The organism is bacterium (assembly GCA_018812485.1).
Taxonomy (GTDB): Bacteria; JAHJDO01; JAHJDO01; order JAHJDO01; family JAHJDO01; genus JAHJDO01.
Genome location: JAHJDO010000067.1, coordinates 1 through 18,941, shown reverse-complemented (window position 1 = coordinate 18,941; position 18,941 = coordinate 1). Strand labels below are relative to the sequence as shown.

Annotated in this window: 12 protein-coding genes; 3 read left to right on the top strand and 9 right to left on the bottom strand. The window is 38.0% G+C overall.

The window, feature by feature from the left end; translation table 11 throughout:
• The first annotated feature begins 217 nt into the window (after window positions 1-217).
• The 3 genes from KKC91_05170 to KKC91_05160 all read left to right on the top strand — a co-directional run bounded on the left by KKC91_05170 (window position 218) and on the right by KKC91_05160 (window position 4,326).
• Entirely contained in the window at window positions 218-2,590 is a 2,373-nt protein-coding gene (locus tag KKC91_05170; protein ID MBU0477938.1) for a family 78 glycoside hydrolase catalytic domain, read from the top strand.
• A gap of 86 nt (window positions 2,591-2,676) precedes the next feature.
• Window positions 2,677-3,678 (top strand): sugar phosphate isomerase/epimerase, encoded by a 1,002-nt coding sequence (locus tag KKC91_05165; protein MBU0477937.1) that lies wholly within the window; start codon window positions 2,677-2,679, stop codon window positions 3,676-3,678.
• A gap of 51 nt (window positions 3,679-3,729) precedes the next feature.
• Entirely contained in the window at window positions 3,730-4,326 is a 597-nt protein-coding gene (locus tag KKC91_05160; GenBank protein MBU0477936.1) for an acyltransferase, read from the top strand.
• Between the two features lie 151 nt (window positions 4,327-4,477).
• Here the strand turns inward: KKC91_05160 and KKC91_05155 are convergent, their stop codons facing one another.
• From KKC91_05155 to KKC91_05115, 9 genes are all read right to left on the bottom strand, one after another.
• On the bottom strand, window positions 4,478-7,465 hold the full coding sequence (locus tag KKC91_05155; protein ID MBU0477935.1) for a hypothetical protein: 2,988 nt from the start codon (window positions 7,463-7,465) through the stop codon (window positions 4,478-4,480).
• Window positions 7,466-7,600: 135 nt separating this feature from the next.
• Window positions 7,601-8,659 (bottom strand): hypothetical protein, encoded by a 1,059-nt coding sequence (locus tag KKC91_05150; protein ID MBU0477934.1) that lies wholly within the window; start codon window positions 8,657-8,659, stop codon window positions 7,601-7,603.
• Between the two features lie 6 nt (window positions 8,660-8,665).
• Window positions 8,666-10,585 carry a DUF3604 domain-containing protein gene (locus KKC91_05145; protein MBU0477933.1) on the bottom strand — a complete coding sequence of 640 codons (1,920 nt, stop codon included), beginning with the start codon at window positions 10,583-10,585 and terminating at the stop codon, window positions 8,666-8,668.
• A gap of 112 nt (window positions 10,586-10,697) precedes the next feature.
• Window positions 10,698-10,868, bottom strand: coding sequence for a hypothetical protein (locus tag KKC91_05140; protein ID MBU0477932.1), 171 nt, complete (start codon window positions 10,866-10,868; stop codon window positions 10,698-10,700).
• Window position 10,869: 1 nt separating this feature from the next.
• Window positions 10,870-12,309, bottom strand: coding sequence for a sulfatase-like hydrolase/transferase (locus tag KKC91_05135; protein ID MBU0477931.1), 1,440 nt, complete (start codon window positions 12,307-12,309; stop codon window positions 10,870-10,872).
• 15 nt (window positions 12,310-12,324) lie between these two features.
• A complete protein-coding gene (locus KKC91_05130) occupies window positions 12,325-13,500 on the bottom strand; it encodes a Gfo/Idh/MocA family oxidoreductase (GenBank protein MBU0477930.1) in 1,176 nt (391 codons plus the stop codon).
• 307 nt (window positions 13,501-13,807) lie between these two features.
• Window positions 13,808-15,211 carry a hypothetical protein gene (locus KKC91_05125; GenBank protein ID MBU0477929.1) on the bottom strand — a complete coding sequence of 468 codons (1,404 nt, stop codon included), beginning with the start codon at window positions 15,209-15,211 and terminating at the stop codon, window positions 13,808-13,810.
• 363 nt (window positions 15,212-15,574) lie between these two features.
• Window positions 15,575-18,022, bottom strand: a complete 2,448-nt coding sequence (locus KKC91_05120) for a LamG domain-containing protein (GenBank protein MBU0477928.1) — start codon at window positions 18,020-18,022, stop codon at window positions 15,575-15,577.
• A gap of 191 nt (window positions 18,023-18,213) precedes the next feature.
• Window positions 18,214-18,941 (bottom strand): DUF1559 domain-containing protein (locus KKC91_05115; protein MBU0477927.1); only part of this gene is annotated, 728 nt, incomplete at its 5' end.

Genomic DNA, 18,941 nt, shown 5'->3' with positions numbered 1-18,941 from the left:
TGGTCAGGTCTTATAAGAAAGAAAATGCCTAAATAAAGATTATTTTCTGTCCTCTGAACTGTTTTTGAAGACTGAAATGACAAAATTTGGAGATATGTTTAAATCAATGTCGGATTTTGGGTGGTTGACAATCGCTTGATTATTTAACACCTATGAGATATATTGTGAGAATCACAATGAAAATCTTAAATGCCCAGCTAGCACAAAGGATTCGATAATGCGGTATAAAGATGTTAAATGGGATTGTGCAAACTGGGTTTGGTGCTCGGAGAAAAAAAAGACAGTAAATCAATATATTGAGTTCCGGCATGAATTTGAGCTGACGAAAGTCCCATCAGATATGAGATTGCTGATAAGCTCTGAATCGAATTTTACATCTTGGATTAACGGGCAATTTGTGGGCGCCGGACAATTTACTGATTATCCTGATTCAAAGACATATTCAGATATTCGGATTGACCCTGTGCTATTGAAGGGCAGGAATTCTCTAACGGTGCTTGTCCATTATTTAGGTATAGATCATTTCTCACATATCAATACTGATGGTGGTTTAATTTTTTTAATACACTTTGATGGGGAAATTGCTGTATCCAGCGGTACAGCGACCCGGTATCGCGTCTCACCGACCTACAGTCATGACCAGATGCCCCGAATAACTGTTCAGATGGGTTTTGTTTTTGAATACAATGCTGTAAAAGAGGATAGTTGGCGGGAGTTGGATTATAATCAGGACCAGGAGTGGCATACTCCTGTTTTGCAGGATCGCCAAAAACCGCAGCCGCGTCCTCTTCCAATGCTTGAGATTAAGAAGCGCCCGCCGCATAGAATTGTTGCCCAGGGATTTTCTTTAAGTGCTGGGAATGAGAATTTGACTATAGCACAATCGATGCAGGCAGATTTTCTTTCTGCCAGGCGGGATTGCGAAATTTTTTCAGATGTCAAGTTTCCCGATGAGCTTCTTGCTCGATCTGTGACAATTCCTGAGCGAAATCTTATTAAAAATGGTGTTTATCTCATCATTGATCTTGGAAGGGAAGAATGCGGTTTTATTGACTTAGAGCTTTCGGCCCCCGTTGGCACAGTGGTCGACATAGCAATGGGAGAGCATTTAGAAGACCTGCGGGTCAGAGCAGCCATCAATAACAGGAATTTTGCATCCAGGTATATTTGCCGGCAAGGCAAACAACGGTTCACACATTATGCAAATCGCTATGCAGGGCGATACGTTCAGCTGCATATAGGTCCGACTGATGGGGACGTTACGTTGAAATATGCCGGCATTATTCCGTCAGAATACCCCCTCAAAATGCGAGGTTCATTTACTTGCCCGGACAATCTGGTGAACAACATCTACGACACATCACGTCGAACCCTTCATCTTTGCATGCATGAGCATTACGAAGATTGCCCTTGGCGTGAGCAGGCACTATATGCTAATGATTCACGTAATCAGGCCATAGCAGGCTACTATGCCTTTGGAGAGTACGATTTCCCACGTGTATCGTGGGATTTATTGGGGAAAGGTTTAAAGGATGATGGTTACCTGGAAATGTGTGCCCCGGCGAAAATTGATATTACAATTCCATCTTTCACCATGACCTGGTTTTTGGCCCTCGATGACTATCTGTTGTTTAGTGGTGATGTTAATTTCGCCTGTCAATACCTGCCTCAAGTACGCCGAATGCTGGCGGATTATTTGCATTCTTTTAAAGAGGGTTTGCTGCCGAGTCCCAAGGGAGAGAGATTCTGGCATTTCTACGATTGGGCGGATGGTTTAAAGGGAGACGGTGGCGTTCTTGCCGCTAATGGAAGTGATTCAGCGGACGATAGATTCGATGCGCCATTAAACCTCTTTTTGGTATTAGCTCTGCGGGCAGGAGCAAAGATTGCTCGTGTTTGTGGCAACCATTCATTGAGTGATAAATATGGTTGGCAGGCTGAATCACTCTCAGAGGCTATCAATAGTAAATTTTGGTCTAATTCCACCAGAGCATATCAAACCTATATGGGCAAGCAAACTATTAACAATCATTTTGCCGAACTCACACAGGCTTTGGCTTTACTGGCGAATGTTTGTCCAACTGACCGGGCAAACGAATTAAGAAGCAGACTTATTGATGATAATAGCAGTTTGATTAAAACCACCTTTGGCCAATCATTCTATAAATTTGAAGCTTTACTGAAGGATGGGGACAATCACAGTGCGTATGTTTTCAACAGGATCAGCAGTGACTGGGGAAAGATGCTTTATAGCGGAGCTACCAGCTTTTGGGAAACAGCCAAGGGACAATTAGACTTTAATTACGCTGGCAGTCTTTGTCATGGGTGGTCTGCCACACCAGCTTATTTTTATCAGGCTTATTTATTGGGAATAAGACCATTAACAAATGGTTTTGCCGAATTCAGCGTGAGCCCAATGACAAACGTTGTCGATTGTGCTAAAGGCAAGGTCCCGACACCGCATGGCGAGATAGAAATAAAGTGGTGGAAGGAGGGTAAAAAAATCATGGGGGAACTTAGACACCCAAGTGCAATAAAACCGATATTATCAAATGATAGCGAAAAAATGGAATGGCGGATAATTTGTTGAATAATGTAAATAGATTTCTGCAAAATAGGAAATTAAAGGAAGATAGAAGAAGAGAAGTAGAATGCAAAAATAAAGGGGGGATTTAAATGCAACGTAAATACTCAGCGATTTTGGGGAATCTAGGTAACACATGTGACAGATTTTGTAGCAGTTATAAGACTAATCCAACCACAATGGAGATGTTGGAAAAGGCAGCTGCTTTGCCGCACGTCATAGGTATTGAACTAGTCGGTACATGGGATATCCGTCCTGACAATGTTACAGATATGAAGAAAGTTCTCCGCGACCTTAACCTCCAATGTGTCTCAATTATTCCTGATCTGTTTGCAGATAACATCTATTGGAAAGGCAGCTACTCCAGCAAAGATTCAGTGGTTCGTAAAAAGGCATTAGACTATACGCGGCAGATGTGCGACGTTGCCCTTACCCTTGGCTGCGAAATTATTAATATTTGGCCGGGACAGGATGGATATGACTATTTGCTTACGGCTGACTATCAAAAAGAACGTCAATGGCTATGTGAAGCAATAACTATACTTGGCAACGAGTATCCTGGTCTGAAATTTGCCTTGGAATATAAGCCAAAAGAACCGCGAACTCATTCCTATCTTGCACGGATGGCTGATACTTTGCTTATGGTTCAGGAAACTGGCTGCGCGAATGTTGGCGTGACTATTGACACTGGGCACGCATTCAATGCCGGTGAGGTGGTGGGAGAGTCTGTGGTGCTGGCTCAGCGTGCGGGCAACAGACTATTTCACATGCACTTCAATGATAACTACAGCGTGTGGGATGATGACATGATTGTCGGGTCTATTCATACGGTGTGCTACATTGAGACACTCTACTGGCTGGATCGTTGCAACTACGATGGCTGGTTAAGTATGGATCAATATCCGTATCGCGAAGATGCTGCTGCTGCAATTGCTGAAAGCATCGAATGGTTGGTGAAGTTTGACTTAATTCTCCAAGAGCACCGTTTTCAAATTGATGAGTTAGTCACTGCTGGGGATGCAATCAAAACATCGAAATTCCTTCGTAGTGTTATTGCGCAAAAAAAGGTGCCTGATCATCATGTATGTCCTTAAGATTGAGAACAGGTATAAGACTAAACGCAACAAATTCTGAGGGATTAATCAATGGGTTTTTTGGAACAAGAACGGCAGAAATGTTTAGGGTTTGCTCGCGAGTTCACTGCCAAGGCCAGGGGTGACTTTGGAGCTTTTGATGAAAGTTCACTTATTATGCCGCCGCTCAGATGCGAACATCCAGAGTTTATGTTTTTCGGGAAAAATATAATCATTAACAGCAACGGATGGATTGGAGCAGTTCCCTTTTATGGTGATACGCAATATGAGCCAAGGCTTGATGTCGGTAACGGGACTTCTTTTGGTCATGGGATACACCTGTTTTGTTGTACGCACATGAAAATAGGTAAAGAGGTCATGATTGCTCCCTGTGTCTATATTACAGATAATATACACGGTTATGAAGACATTAATATTCCTCCGGTTCGCCAACCTTTAAAAGTGCCGGGACCAGTAACAATTGGTGATCACACCTGGATTGGAGAAAGAGCATGCATTTTGCCCAACGTAGTAATTGGGAGGCACTGCGTAATCGGATCCAACGCAGTCGTAACTAAAAGTATTCCTGATTATAGTGTTGTAGCCGGTATTCCTGCCAGGGTAATAAAACATTATAATTTTGACAGAAAAACTTGGGTGCGTTTATAAAGAAGAGCTGACCTTGGTATACTGTTATATCCAATGTCCTGCAGCGAACTTTATCTCGTATGTTTCAAAAAACGCATCAAGTTCTTTCCCTTCAAGATATCCTTGAAATTTTGGGAGTTGCTTCAAGGTGTTTTTATCTACTTCCATTCTTTCAATCTCCTGTTTTGTTATATTCGATAATTTCTACTTTACCAAATATTCCATAAGATACAAACTTATATTTATCTGTCCATTTTTCCTCATTGCAAAAATGTCTAGGACCTACTGATTTTAATTTGCCTTTGTAGTGAAGTGGACCCAGCATATTTCTCAAGCTTCCAACAAGTTCAAGACCAATTCTGTTAGTGCCTTTCTCAAGAAGTTTTGTAATATCCAGTTCATAAGGCTCCCAGCACAAAAGACCGGCTTGTCTGTCGTTTATCTTTATATTTATTATCACTGCCTTATGCTTATTAAGCTTGAGTATATATTCCCTGTTTTTCTTCTTATCAACAGATACATCCTGTTTATACGTTATTGAACCCGGATAAAACGGAAAGCCCTGTTCTACCCAATTACCTGTTTTGATTGTATTTTGTGATTTTTCAAGAACAAGATTATCCTTATTAACACTGAAGTCACCGAGTATATAACAATTTTCCAGTTCAACGTCCTGTCTGTACTTCTTTGTCACAAGCAAAACTTCGTTTTCCCCCTTTCCCAGATATTTGGCTATAGGGATTAGTTTAAAACTTATATCAATGTACCACTCAGGGTTTTTATACATAACCTTTTTGTTATTAATAAAAATATCAAAGTTTTGCGGTTCTTCAATCAACAAATTGATATTTTTACAAGAAGCAAGATTTGACAAGAATTCAAATCTTAGAGAGACTCTTGCATTGCCTAAGTCTTTCATATTCTTGTATGCTTTCCAGAATTGAACGCCACTGTTACTCTTTATTTCAGGCAATCCAAAGTGTTCTCTGATCTGTTCCTGAGCTTTCCATACAGGGAGGAGCATTCTGCTCCATTTATTATTCTTTATCCTGTATCTACAAAAATCAAGTGTCAGAGCATTCATATGAGACAGCTCAATGTCCCACTTATTCTCTAAAACTGCTGCCTTTCGTGTCTCCATTTTCTTTCTTTTCACAGCTTTTGATTTCCTCTCTGGATCTAATGATAGAAGCAACGAACCTGTCGGATATATGTGATGTTTTGTTTCAGCATATCCTGCTGTGTTTGTAGTTTCAATTTCACATACATCCCCAGCTTCAGAATCCCATTTTTTAAAAACACCTTTCCCATTCATCTTTATCGTAAGATCAAGCCCCATTTTTCTGTTCGTATTAACTAAAAACAGAAATTTCTTTTTATTTATTTCTCTGAGCTGATAGATAATATCTTTTGTATCATCCTTATTCTTACCTGAAATTTGCACTTCTTTTTTTAAGACCTTATCGAGTGTTTTCTCTATTTCGTCATTAGTATTACTTATTGTCAGGGCATTTTTCTTTAGAAATTTAGTTATCTCATTATTCAGGCTTCCATTTATTCTATCCGGTAGTTTTCCTATACACAGGATTTTTCCGCCTTGCGCGGTAAAATCCTTTAGTAGCTTAAAAGTATTACTATTCCATGTGATAGAGCAGGGGATAATTACCACCTTGTATCCAACTTCTCCGATTATAAATTTCCCATCTTTTACTTTTCCATATTTCTCGATTACCATCTCATCCCCGTAATCATAATCCCTGTGAATCTCAAGAAGGATTTTTGAAAGATTTAGGAATTCTTCGTCTAATTCGTTCAATGCTTCGGTTCCTTTTGGATGATATACGCTCCATGCACTTCCTATTGGATGAAGAACCAGAATATCCCTTATAGCCTTTCCCTGAGACAGAATAAAACTCAGTCTGCCATAATAATCCTCCACTTTCTTGTAATACTTCCACCATGGAGATTGATAATGGATTGAAGCAGGATAATCCCTTTTTCTGCATCCTTTTAGAGAATATAAAGACAGGTGCTGGCATCTGAAGTTTACACCAAGCGCATACTGCCAGTCCCCAACCCATTTCTGCCCCTCAAAACTGAAATCCCAGCCTGTGCATCCATAAAGTTCTGACAGGATTCTTTTTTGCCCAAGTTGATTTGCGACAGATGAACACTGTTTTACTGTAAGGATTTCCGATATGCTTTCTGTGAGAATATCTATCCCCGGCTGATGCATATACATATAATGTGGCATTGCTGCGCCTATAAAGCGAGTTTGGTACTCCAAAGTTTGTTCTGCAAGGTAATGCCCTGTTTGTTGAAGATTGTGTTTTTCGCACCAGTTATAAATATTCTCGGAAAAATTCTTAAGGAATAGTTCTGTTACGCACTTCCAGTAATCGTATCGAACTTTTTTAAAATCACCGGTTTCATACAGCAGAGAAGCCAGATTATCAATAATACTGTAATTGCATCTTGAATTAAAATATTCTGGGAGTTTATCTGTCCATGGAAAAAGCGCTTCTATACTTGATTTATCATAATTTCTGAAATTGAGATAATTCGGCTCATCAGTAAAAATTCCCGGTATTACTCCGCCAAATTCTTTACCTGCTTCCTTCAAATAAGCTTCATGTGTAACCTTAATAAATCCCTGAACTGCTTCTTTACTCATTGTGTCAAGATATGACGCTCCGTTGTACCAAGGGCTGTCAGGAGCATATTCAAAGGTTGCAACTAACAACTTGTTTTTGACATTGGGTATGACTTCTACCAATATTTTCTCTTTAATATTCTTAGCATCTTCTGAAGGGATTTCTCTAAAGACCACACCTTTGTTTCTGTGTTTTTTATTCTTTGATGTAACAATTCCCCCTGCTGCTCCGCTTGGCCAGCGGTCTTCGTCATAGAGCCATGCGTTCATTCCGGTTTTTTTAGCTTCATCAATACATGCTTTTGTCATCTTCATCCATTCCCGAGACAGGTATTCTGTAATAAGACCAACCCTGGAATGCATGAAAAAACCACCCATGCCGGCTTTTTTCATCTCCCTTATCTGTCTTCTAAGTTCAGCTTGTTCCAGCTTGTCATTCCAGCTCCAGAACGGCGCTCCACGCCAATCTCTGCCTGGATTTTTAAATGTTTTTTGTATTTGATTCATAATTTTCTCCTCTTTTTAGTTTTTCATTATTCTTTGTGCTTCTGTTACTTTATGCCTTTGCTGTCTTGATTATGATTTAACTTAGAAAGATAAGCTATGACAATTTTAAGAAAAACTAGGAGGATTTTAGGGCTTTTATATTCTCAAACTTCCAATAGTTTCATACATTGCTATTATGTTTTCTATTGGTGTGCCAACCTGAATGTTATGATCTGGAGCAATTATCAATCCGCCTTTAGCAAACAGTTCTTTTCTCAAGTTTACTGCCTTTATAACTTCATCAATAGTGCCAAATGGTAATAGATGTTGAGCGCTTATACTGCCGCAGAAAGCAATCTTGCCATAGAATTCATGATGTAATTCTTTAGTATCCATGCCTACAGCATCAGATTGGATTTCTTCAAGTATATCCAGGGCCAATTCTATAAATCTGGGTATCAAATCCCTACAACTACCACAACAGTGCATCATAACTTTAGCGTTATATTTGTGCCCGAGATCAATATATTCTTTCAGTTTTGGAGCAAATAAAAGATCAAAACTCTTCGGGCTTATTAACAGACCTCTTTGACTTCCATAATCTTCACCAATATGTAATACATCTATCTTGCCATTAGCTGCTTTCAAAATTCTCTCTATTTTAGAAATAAAAAACTCGTGTCTTCTTTGCATGAGCTCTAAGAATACATGATCTTCAAGCCCTATATCAAGTAACACTTGTTCAACGCCTCTACACCTTGCTATTCCATTCATAAAGTCCATAATTCCTGCGCCACCACAAGTTACTATGTAGTCTTTAACCCTTTCACACTCAGATGGAATATTAGAATAGTCATACCAATCTGCTGATGGAAACCTGAATTTTTTAAGCTCTTTAACGTCTCTCACGTCTTTGAATGGTAAATATACGGCTTCTGGATATTCTCCTCCTTTATAGGAAATATTTTTATACCTTTCACCCCATAATCCCTCTTTACTTCCATCTTCATATTTTTTTAGCTCAGGGCCTATATATTTAGGCGCTATTGTTCTAAAATCATCACCTAGAATACATCTTAATTCTTCATGGGAATTGACAGAGAAATAATCCATTAGTTCTTGAATTATCTCCGGTGTTCCATAGTGTGTAGTAGGATGTCTGTCAAACTCTCCATTATACTCAAAAATTGTCTTAAAACGTTCTTTAGATGTCATTATTATTTATCCTAAATCTATCCAGATAGGACTTGACCACGCTGTATGTCCATCAAATTGTATCACTTTTACATAATATACGGTTTCTGCTCTTTTGATTGGGATGCCTGATACAGAAGAACATGGTCTTACTTCTTTTCCACTCAGAATGCAGTTATCCCACTTAATTTTATCCATGCTCTCCTTATCCTTATATTCAACTTCATAATCCAGATAGTTTCTCTCCCATGACATAAGAGGTTTTGCATTTCTCCATATTTCAACGCACCTTATAGGAGCAGCTCCAGATGCCCTTACTCTGATATATCTTGGCTTTTCAGCTTTTGATTGTCTTATAGAAGCTCCCATCCTGTGCCCGTTTATTGTAAAATCCAGTACTATTCGCGCTCCTGTAGTAGCATAAACCTCTTTTCTGAAAAACGCAGACCAAATGCTTTCCCTGGTACATTCATTTGAATATACAGCGACAAGTCCGCTGTGTTGGGGCAGGTTAAGGTTTTTGGTTCTCAATGTAGAATGACTGTCTCCTATGTTTCCTCTGTGATCGTCACTACCGCCTATAAATCCCATCCTATATCCTCTTTGAAGTGATTCCCATGCCAATTTTTCATATGTCTGATGACATGAAGTTATCTCAAGAATTGGTTCCAATTTCGGATGATGATAATCGAGATTTGCACACCTACCTCCACCGTGGGGGATAATCATTGCATTACAATTCTCTAACTTTGAATAAACATTTTTGAGATTCTCATAAGGCGTTTTTTTTAACATCCATGGTTTGATCCATGGAGGCATAAGACTATTAGGTAACCTTTTTGAATAATATTTTTTGTAGTTATACTGAGTATGACCACATGAAAGTAATTCTCCATCATAATCAGCAAAGTATATATTATGGTCTCCTCCATTTTTAGCCTGACCTGACCATTCAAATCCTGAGAAGGTTGTAAACTTACCTGAAGAATATAATTTATTAGTTATTATTTTTAGTTTATTAAAAATATCTTCATTTAGCTCCCAATCATGACTGGAAACAGCTGCAAAATCAAGTCTGGCTTCATCTCTCGCAAACTGCAGAAGCTCAAGAGGCCAACGAATACCATCACATAGATAAGAATGAGCATGAATCTCTCCCCAAAGAAGTTTCTTTTTGGTTTTAGTTACTATACAAGGATTGCTCTTTATTTCGAGATTAATGTCAGGCATATAAAGAGTTACTCTAATTGTCTTATCCTTTGCGTGTTGTAAAATATTTCCTAATACTTCAATCCTTTGTTTACTGCTGTCATTTATACCTATTTTCTTTCTATCATTTATAAATATTATTTTTTCTCCTTTAGGAAGAGCAGTTGTATTTCCGTATTGATCCAATGCACATATATTTATTCTTCCTAAATATCCTTCTGCAGGTTGGCTTGGAAGTGTTGTTTTAACTTCAGAAAAGGGCGCAGATACTAAAGGAATATGAAGACTTTTATCCTTTAATTCGTGAAATTTACCTTCTCCGTCTGGATTTACAAAAACTCTGAATTTAAACTCTGGTTCTGCAAAAGACTGTGCCCTTATTCCTGGAGATCCTAAACTCCTATCTCCAAGACTTATCGTAATATTATCTCCTTTTTCTAATTTTCTCTTCTGTAATGTTATTTCTAATATATGCTGCCATGGGTGATAGGCAAAATTCTTCCATGCGCTAAATTCAGCGGTAAATTTAACCTTTTTATTGCTTTTAACGGTTGTATATCCTTCATCTTGTGGGCTATCAAACTGAGGATTTGACCAGTCGCTAGAATGGCGCATGCAAATAAGTAGTTTTCCTCCACGTTTGAAGCCGATGTCACCCACTGCATAACTAAAAACCCATGCGCTTAGAGAATTAACTACAGTTTTTTTCGAAGGTTTAAGATTTATTTTTCCGTACATGGTTATATCCTCTTAAATCACCATTCAATAATTTCTATTCTATCAAATAAAATATTCCGCATGATACAAACTTCTTACTTATCCGTCCATTCTTCTTCGATTTATTTTTGCCTTATACTCCAAAAAGTTTCTTAGCGGTTTGCCTGACAATAGGAAGAAGATCTCCCTTTTCTATGCCTGCCTCATCAAATCGTTTTATAACTTCTTCCGGAGTTGAAAACAGCCGCCTTCCCAGAAGTGACGGATGATTTTTAAATGCGTGAGCATGGATGTCTATAAACATTTTATGCCTCCTTTATAACTGTTTTTCTATAAGTGTAACGCTTTCGTCCAAGCGCATCTGTTATTCTTTCGCCGCGATAGTCAGGGAAATTACCGCCGGCATCTTGCAAAAGACATTCCCATGCATTCTTCCATCTAGAAAGCGCATCGTTCTTGTCAAGCATAACCACACAGTTCGGGTCAGACTTTAAGTCAAAGACCTCCTGCATCTTCCCGTTAATATTGCCGAGAGCCCATGTATCATTATCAATGTAGCAAAGCGAATCTGTATATCGGCAGGTAACGTAATCTCTAAATTTCCATCCTTCAGTGTCTTGCACCAGAGGAAGAACGCTTTGTCCATGGATTCCATCTTTTGACGTTATAGCTGCCAAGTCATATACCGTTGCCGTTAAATCAAGATTGTAAACCAGTTCATTGCGAACACTTCCTGCATTTGCTTCATCCGGCGTACGTACAAGGAAAGGCAACTGCATAACGCCCGGATACATAGCGTTTGCAGGTTTGCCTATTACATTCCGAGGATTATCGCAGAAATTAGTGCCATGATCACTGATAAACAGAACTGCTGTGTTTCCAGCCAGCCCAAGAGAGTCCAGCTTGTGAAGTAACTCTCCAAACCAGCGATCTACATGGGTGACCAAACCTGAGTATTGGGCTTTCATATACTCAATCTCTTTCTCCGAATAGTCATCTGCAGGACCATAGTGTGCGGAAAGATACTTGACTCCATCGTAATCGGGATCTCCGTACATCAAATAATATTTCTCAGGAGCTTCCCATGGCTCATGAGGAGCAAAGGAATCAATCATAAGATAGAATGGATGCTTACGATTATCTTCCATAAACTTGCAGGCCCATTTGAAAGCTCTGGCTGTTGCGGTTTTCTCATCTTTCATGACACATCCGCGGTTAGCGAGAACCATCGGCGCTCCCATACCTGCGTGGGGACGTTTCATCAGTTCATCCGAATCTCCATAATGTCTAATGGAGCTGCGCGGCACTGAGAAAGGCGAATGCCAGCGATCCTCGCCTGAGTAGCCGCGCACAAATTCCCACTGCCAAAATCCCCTCTGAAAGTTGTATCCAGGGTTCCAGCAGTGCTGAGTGGTGCACACAAAGCCTGTTTGATATCCTGCATCAGCCAAATTTTCAGCAAGTGTGTCTTTCTCGTCAGCCATTGGCTGCCAACCTGGAAGATAGACTGTACCCCATTTTAGTGGTTTATAGTCCCTGAACGGATAAGCTCTACGGCCTGTGTGAAATGCGCGCCGCACAGGAATAGTAGGAAGACTTTCAGGATATGCCCGCGTGAAACGTACACTGCGTTTATCAAATGCATCAATATTCGGAGTGCGAATTTTCGTGTTTCCATAACATCCAAGATGTTTAGCACGCAATGTGTCCAAAACAACCACGACAATGTTCATTTTCTCTTTCATATGATATCCTTTCTTTTAAAATGATTCCAAATTAATAGTTTCTCCTGAACGTTTTATGGATTCCTCCAGGGCAAGACAAAGATGAGTGCTAACCCGTACATCTTCCGGATTATAACGCGCTTTTTTGGCTCCTTTGGTTACATACTCATAAAAGTCATTGAATGCAAGAAGAGTTGAATTTCCTTGGTGGTGACCGGGAAGAGTTGGGAGATCAAGATTATCAAAAGTAGTAACCATCTTCTTTAGCCGTTTTTTTTCATAGAATTGCACGCATCCTGCTCGTTCGTCAATATCAAGCATCCCTTTTGTGCCAATTAACCCCATGTAACGCCCCTTAAATCTTCCATGATAAGGCGCAAACATGCAGTATTCAAAATTGAGTCTCACACCATTTGCATACTCAACAATAAATACTGCATTATCAATCGTGTCACGGCTATCTGGTGCGTAAAAGTCTATTCCTCCATATGCCGTAGCTTTAACCGGTTTAGACCCGATAAGCCAATACATTATGTCTAAATCGTGACAGAGCTTTTCCAGAATAGAGCCTCCACTATGTCGTTGTGAGAATCGCCAGTTACGATTAAGTCCGTCTCCTGTATCAATTGTCCCGGGATCAGCTTTCCAGTCACCGCGAAATTCCCTGCCCCATGCCATCTTTAAATCGCCAAGAATATTATCATCAAGCTTCTCACGTAAAAACGAAAATAATTTTTGATAACGTATTTCTAACCCAACCTGCAGCAATGTATCGTTCTTACGAGCAGCAGATAAAATACGATCGACTTCAGCTATTGAAACAGCTAACGGTTTCTCGCATAGAGTAGAAATTTTGCGAGAGAGTGTCTCTACAGCCATTTCAGCATGAAGATAATTTGGAGTGCCAATGATAACAGCATCCAGATTCTCATTCTCAAGCATTTCTTTGTAATCATTATAGTAAACGGGAAATTTTTCCTTGAGATTCTTGTAGATGTTATGATACATCTGAATGCGTTTTGGAGCACTAGAAATTGAATTTTTAGCTTGAAGGGAATATATATTGGAAAACTCAACCATTTCCACAGGCTTAAAATTCGGATTGTTATCACAGAGCACAATATCCTCAATCCGTCCATCAATAACGCCCTCAAGCAAATTGTAATAATGTTCTCCACCAAGTGACGCCGCTCCAATAAGTCCTATACGCATAATGCATCTCCTTCATTTGTAGTACGTATTGCCAAAATATTATTAGTAATTTTCTAATAACCTATCGTATTCCAATACACTACTAAAAATTAGCTTGCCTCTCTACCTCGTGTGTAGAATAAAGCAAAATACAAAAAAAAAGAAGGCAATCTAATATGAAAAAAGTTACTCGTTTTGTTATCTGGATCTATTCCATGCCTCCTGTCGCCTTACTTTTGTACAACCAATCCCGCATGCTTTAAAGCTGTCTTCCCCCCAATACTGCACTATAAAAAATATCACTATTCAGCCTGTAAAGAATTAATTTCTACTCCTTTAAAATCAACTTTCCCCATAATTTCTCATCATGCTTTCCACAGATACCGGGTGTCCATTCTAACCAACCTTTAAAACCACTTCCATCATCATCGTGCACTGTAAAATTAAATCCCATTTCCAACCCATCTCTAAATTTACAATATGTAATAGTTTCCAATGGGAAAGCAGCCTCATACACCAAACCATAATCAGTTTTTCTTATAACTGACCTTACATCTCTATTATTACCGCTCTTAGGTTGAAACTGCCATACTGAATTTTTGTCTTTTACAAGGGAAAGGACAAATTCTGATACAAATGGATCATTATTAGTTTTATCTAACGAGTTATCAAAACCAATCTGTATTGCGTCTCCATTCCATGAAGATCCATCTCCATTATTTTGACAGAACTTATCATCCCTGATTTCAGCTGCAAAATATAAATACTTTTCATTCCATAGAGTATATGCAACTGCACTTAAATCATTTTCCCCTTCCCATGTTTTTATTTTATTATGTTCTTTAGAATCAAGTTTTATAGGTATAGCATTATTCCATTCATCTAAATTACCATCTATCTTAATATCTTTTTTTGCCTTCTTACAAAGGGTTATTGGAACGCTTATATCTGCAAAGATATCTACATCTCTTGAACAAAATATCTTATTATTAAATAAAACTTCTACCTTTGCTTTTGACTCTATTTCACCTATCCAATCTGGCAATCTGATATTATAAGAAACCTCTTTATATAAAGAATCTTTTTTAACAAAAAAAGGGATTTCTTTAGGGGTTTTATATCCCCATTCTTCTGGAAAGATTATTCTCAAAATACCATCTAAACTTTTATCAGTAAAATTTTGGATGTATGTAGTTATATTTGCTTCTTCTCCTGCTTTTACCAAATCAAGGGTCTCATCAATTGTAACAGCTAAAGGCTCTGCTACAAATAGCCCTAAATCTTGCACTTCAGTTAAATATTTTTCTTTTAAAGAATATGTAAATTTTACTTTTGTTTTATATATATCACCGCCAGAACAATCCATAGGAATCTGTAAATTAAACTTTATTATTTTTATTTCATTCTCTTTGATAATGTAACTATCGTCTAAAATTATATTATTATTTCCTGGAATCTCACAAACTGCCTTAATAATCTTTATAGAATCATTATGATTGTTAACCAATTTTATCTTTATTTCTGCTTCTTTTTCGGGGAATCCTATATTTTGTATATCTGTCAATATAGCCAGTTTTTTATTTGAAGGAGAATCTATCTTGTTTATTTCTATAAACCTTGCAGCTCTAGGAGGCATACATATTTTATACTCTAATGCTGGCTCTCGTGATGAACCTATTTCGAATTTTTCATTTTCAGTTACCAATACTATTCTATAATATTCGTTATTCATATCCGTATCTTTGAGATCTAAATTAAAACATATTAATTGGGGTTCTTGGGAAAAGTTTATACCTGCAATACCAATAGAACCATCATATGCCTTCCACCCACTAATTAAAACTACTTGTAGATTAATAGAATGATAACTATGACGACCTCCACTCCATCGATGGGTTAAATGAGGAACATTATTTGTGGTTTTAATTGGTCTCATCATCTCACCAAAAAGCAAAAACTTCTTTTCTTTTTCATAAATTTTAACAACATTTTTTAAATATTCTTTTCCTTCATTATAATTTAGTATTTTGTCACAACGAAGCCATCCTAATTGCTGTCCCCAAATAAATTCCTGAGCTAGTTTTGAAAAAAACTCCTATTTATAATCTCTTCCTTTTTTATTATAACTTTTATCTGTAAAATACCCAAAGTTTCTACCATAACATATTGCGAAAGGATGATAAACTGCCATGACTAAAGGTATATCTTGCTGATGATCAGAAACAATCATCAGATGAGCATCTAACAAATCCATCCCTATTTCACAAAACGATTCACCACTCATAATGAAATCTGGGTTTACTTTTCTTGCCTCTGTGCGTATCTCTCTTAAAAATGCTCTCACCCCTTCTGTCCAGTATCCACCTCCACCAGGTTTGTGGCCATGCCCTCTACTGTAACATAATTGGGAAATTGAAGAAGCCAGTTCATCTATATAACAGCCATCTATTTTAGCTTTTTCTACCAACTCCATCAGTTGGGAAATACATACATCTCTCCACTCTTTCGCATACGGACACATAAGCCCATCAGCCTCTCCACGCAATGCACTAGAATTTGGTTCGCCAAAGCGATTTATAGTTGAATACTTGCCGAATTTTTCCCATAAAGATAAGCCTTTTGTTAAGCGGCGGAAATCTAAATACGGATTCCAATAAACACCAATGTTATGTAAGGAACTTACACATTCAGGAATATTTCTCCTCATATAAAATTGTGGAAAATACCATCCCGTGCTCCATCCCCAGCTTGTCCATAAGCAAAGTGATGTTTGAAAATAATCTGACATCTTTTTTATATCATTCACAGTGAGCTCAACATCGACAGATCCTTTATACTCATAAAGCTCTTCTTTTGTCAGTCTCAAATAGTCCTTTTTTTTAATCTCTTTTATATCAGGATTATAAGATAACCCACCAACAATCCAAAGGCCAAGATCCTTAAACCATTTTGGTATATCATCTCTTTTATAAATAGGTCCTGCTTTTACCCATCTTTGATTCAATGCCCAGTCCTTATATATCATAGCGCCATCGTACCAGTTTCCGTCAAATATTCCTACGACTGCATCATAGTCCATTTTGTAGTCATTCCCAGCTATATCAATGTCTTCCGGGAAATTTATAAGTTCATAACTAAAAACTTTACTAGATAATTTATCCCACCTGAGTGTCTTTTGTAGGTTTTGTGGATCATGCGCTCCCATATATAGGCCTGTTATATTTTCATCATAAAACAATGTAAACTGCATAGCTTGATTCCAGCTTGGATATGCAGGTGTATCTGGCAATATCTGTAATTCATTTGTTGGATCTCTAATGAGCCTCCCTGGACCTTTAGTATAAACAAGATAATCGTCATAACTGTCCTTTCCTATTTTCCTGCAAAGATTAAACCTGGGGAAGACTACTCTTACGATTGCATTTTTTTCAAGATGATTATCTAAATTTATCCTCCAGTAACAAAAGGGGTTCTCATATGGGATTTTTATTTCAACATCTATGTTAAAATGACCTTTATCTTTATAAACATTTATATCCTTCCATCGGAGCAATATTTTTGCATAGTCTTTATTCTTTTCTGAAGACCATTCAAATGTTCCAGTTGTAATCTCTTCAAAAAGTGAAAAATTTCCATTTCTATCTAAAAGCTCTAATGCCCATAAATTTTTGAGTTCAAGTGGAAAGCCTGCAAAATTATGTTTCTTTTCAATATCCCAAAGACCAGTAATATTGCAGTTTAATCCACTTTTTTCTAATACAACACCTAATCTTTTATTGTTTAGTGTAGAAATATTATTATCAATATTTATAAAACAGTTTTTTTCAACAGTGAATTTTTTTTCTATTTCTTCCCAACAATTATATTTATCTTTCATTACAGCTTCCTGTAAGTTAAGTTGTTCACTAATTTCAACTTCGTCAATTATGCCTTCGAAACAATTTGCAGGTTTTACTTCAAGAGAATATTTATAAGTACCTATGGTAAGTAAATATCTATTTATATCAATAATTGCAGGGGTTTCTACGCCTTCTAAAACCATCACTGTATCAATTTCCCTGTTAATATAAAGCGTCATCTCCCCTTTCTCTGCAATATATTCAAATGCAAGATGATACCATCTATTAGGACTAAGGCGTACTTTCCCAGTTATTCTATATTCTTTTTTATTAATATATACACTGCAAAGTACTTTGCCTCCTAAAATTGACAATGCATATTCACTTACTTTAGTTACAATAACATGTGTTTGCCCAGTTACACTGGCTGGATAAACCCAAGCTGACACAGCTATACCTTTTTTATGTTCAGGTTCCCCTGGAGAAATAAGACAGGCATAGTCATCTATTCCATCAAACTTTAATCCAAGTCCTTCTTTACCTTGAATCCATTCTGCACCTGATATTTCGAATTCTAAATCCCCGGATGTAGATTTTGTGCGATCCCCTTTCCCTTCCTCAAATTTAAGCATATCAGCCTGTAACACACTACACGCTAAAACTGAAAGGCACACAATAATGCTCATACTTATTTTTTTAAACATCTAAAAATCTCCTTTCTCTTTTCTCTTTTTCCACTGCTTACCCTATCTTTTCAAAACAGTGCAGCGTCAACTGCCTTGAATAACCAATAAATTCGCTACAGACACATCACCCCCCCCCCACTACTTTTTAGCCATTATTTCACTTGGTATTGCCCGTACTTTGCTTATTATCTTCACAAAATAATTCATTGCTAATTCCCTTGACGACCCCAGAATGGATCTAACTGATTTGTTGGAATATTTTGGATATCAATATCTGTGTAATGTTCCACATGGCCGTCCAGAAATACAAGATTAGCTCCATTGTTGTGACGATGTGCTATTGGTATATTATCAGTATCAACCCAAAAGGCTCCAGCAGTATCCCAATCAACATCAACAAAAATCATTAGTTTACTAGATTGAGAAAATTCAGCCAGTCGATGATTTGCTGTAAGGGCTCCAACAGCTTCTCCATTGATTCCGTAATTTGTTGCCTGTGCTCCCGTCAAAGATGTTTGAATCCCATAGTCAGTAGAAGGACAATGATAAATTCCAAAATCTCTAAGCTCACTCCATGAAAGTCCCTCAACATTTAAATCGAGATAACTTGCAAACGATTGGTTCTTAAACCATGTGGTTCCCGCAACCGTCCCGGGAGGAAGCCATTCATTCCAATCATCGGCATACATCTGTATTGCTAGTCCCAATTGTCTCAAATTACTCACACATTTAATCCTTCTTGCCATCTCTCTTGCACCAACAAGCGCAGGCAGAAGCAATGATGAGAGAAGCGCTATGATTGCTATTACAACCAAAAGTTCTATTAAAGTAAAGGACGCCCTGTTTAGAAGCCATGCCTTCACCTCATAGACCAAACCGTGCGTGCGGTTTTCCCTCACACGGCTTTCCCCCTGAGTTTCTTTATGTAGCATTCGTT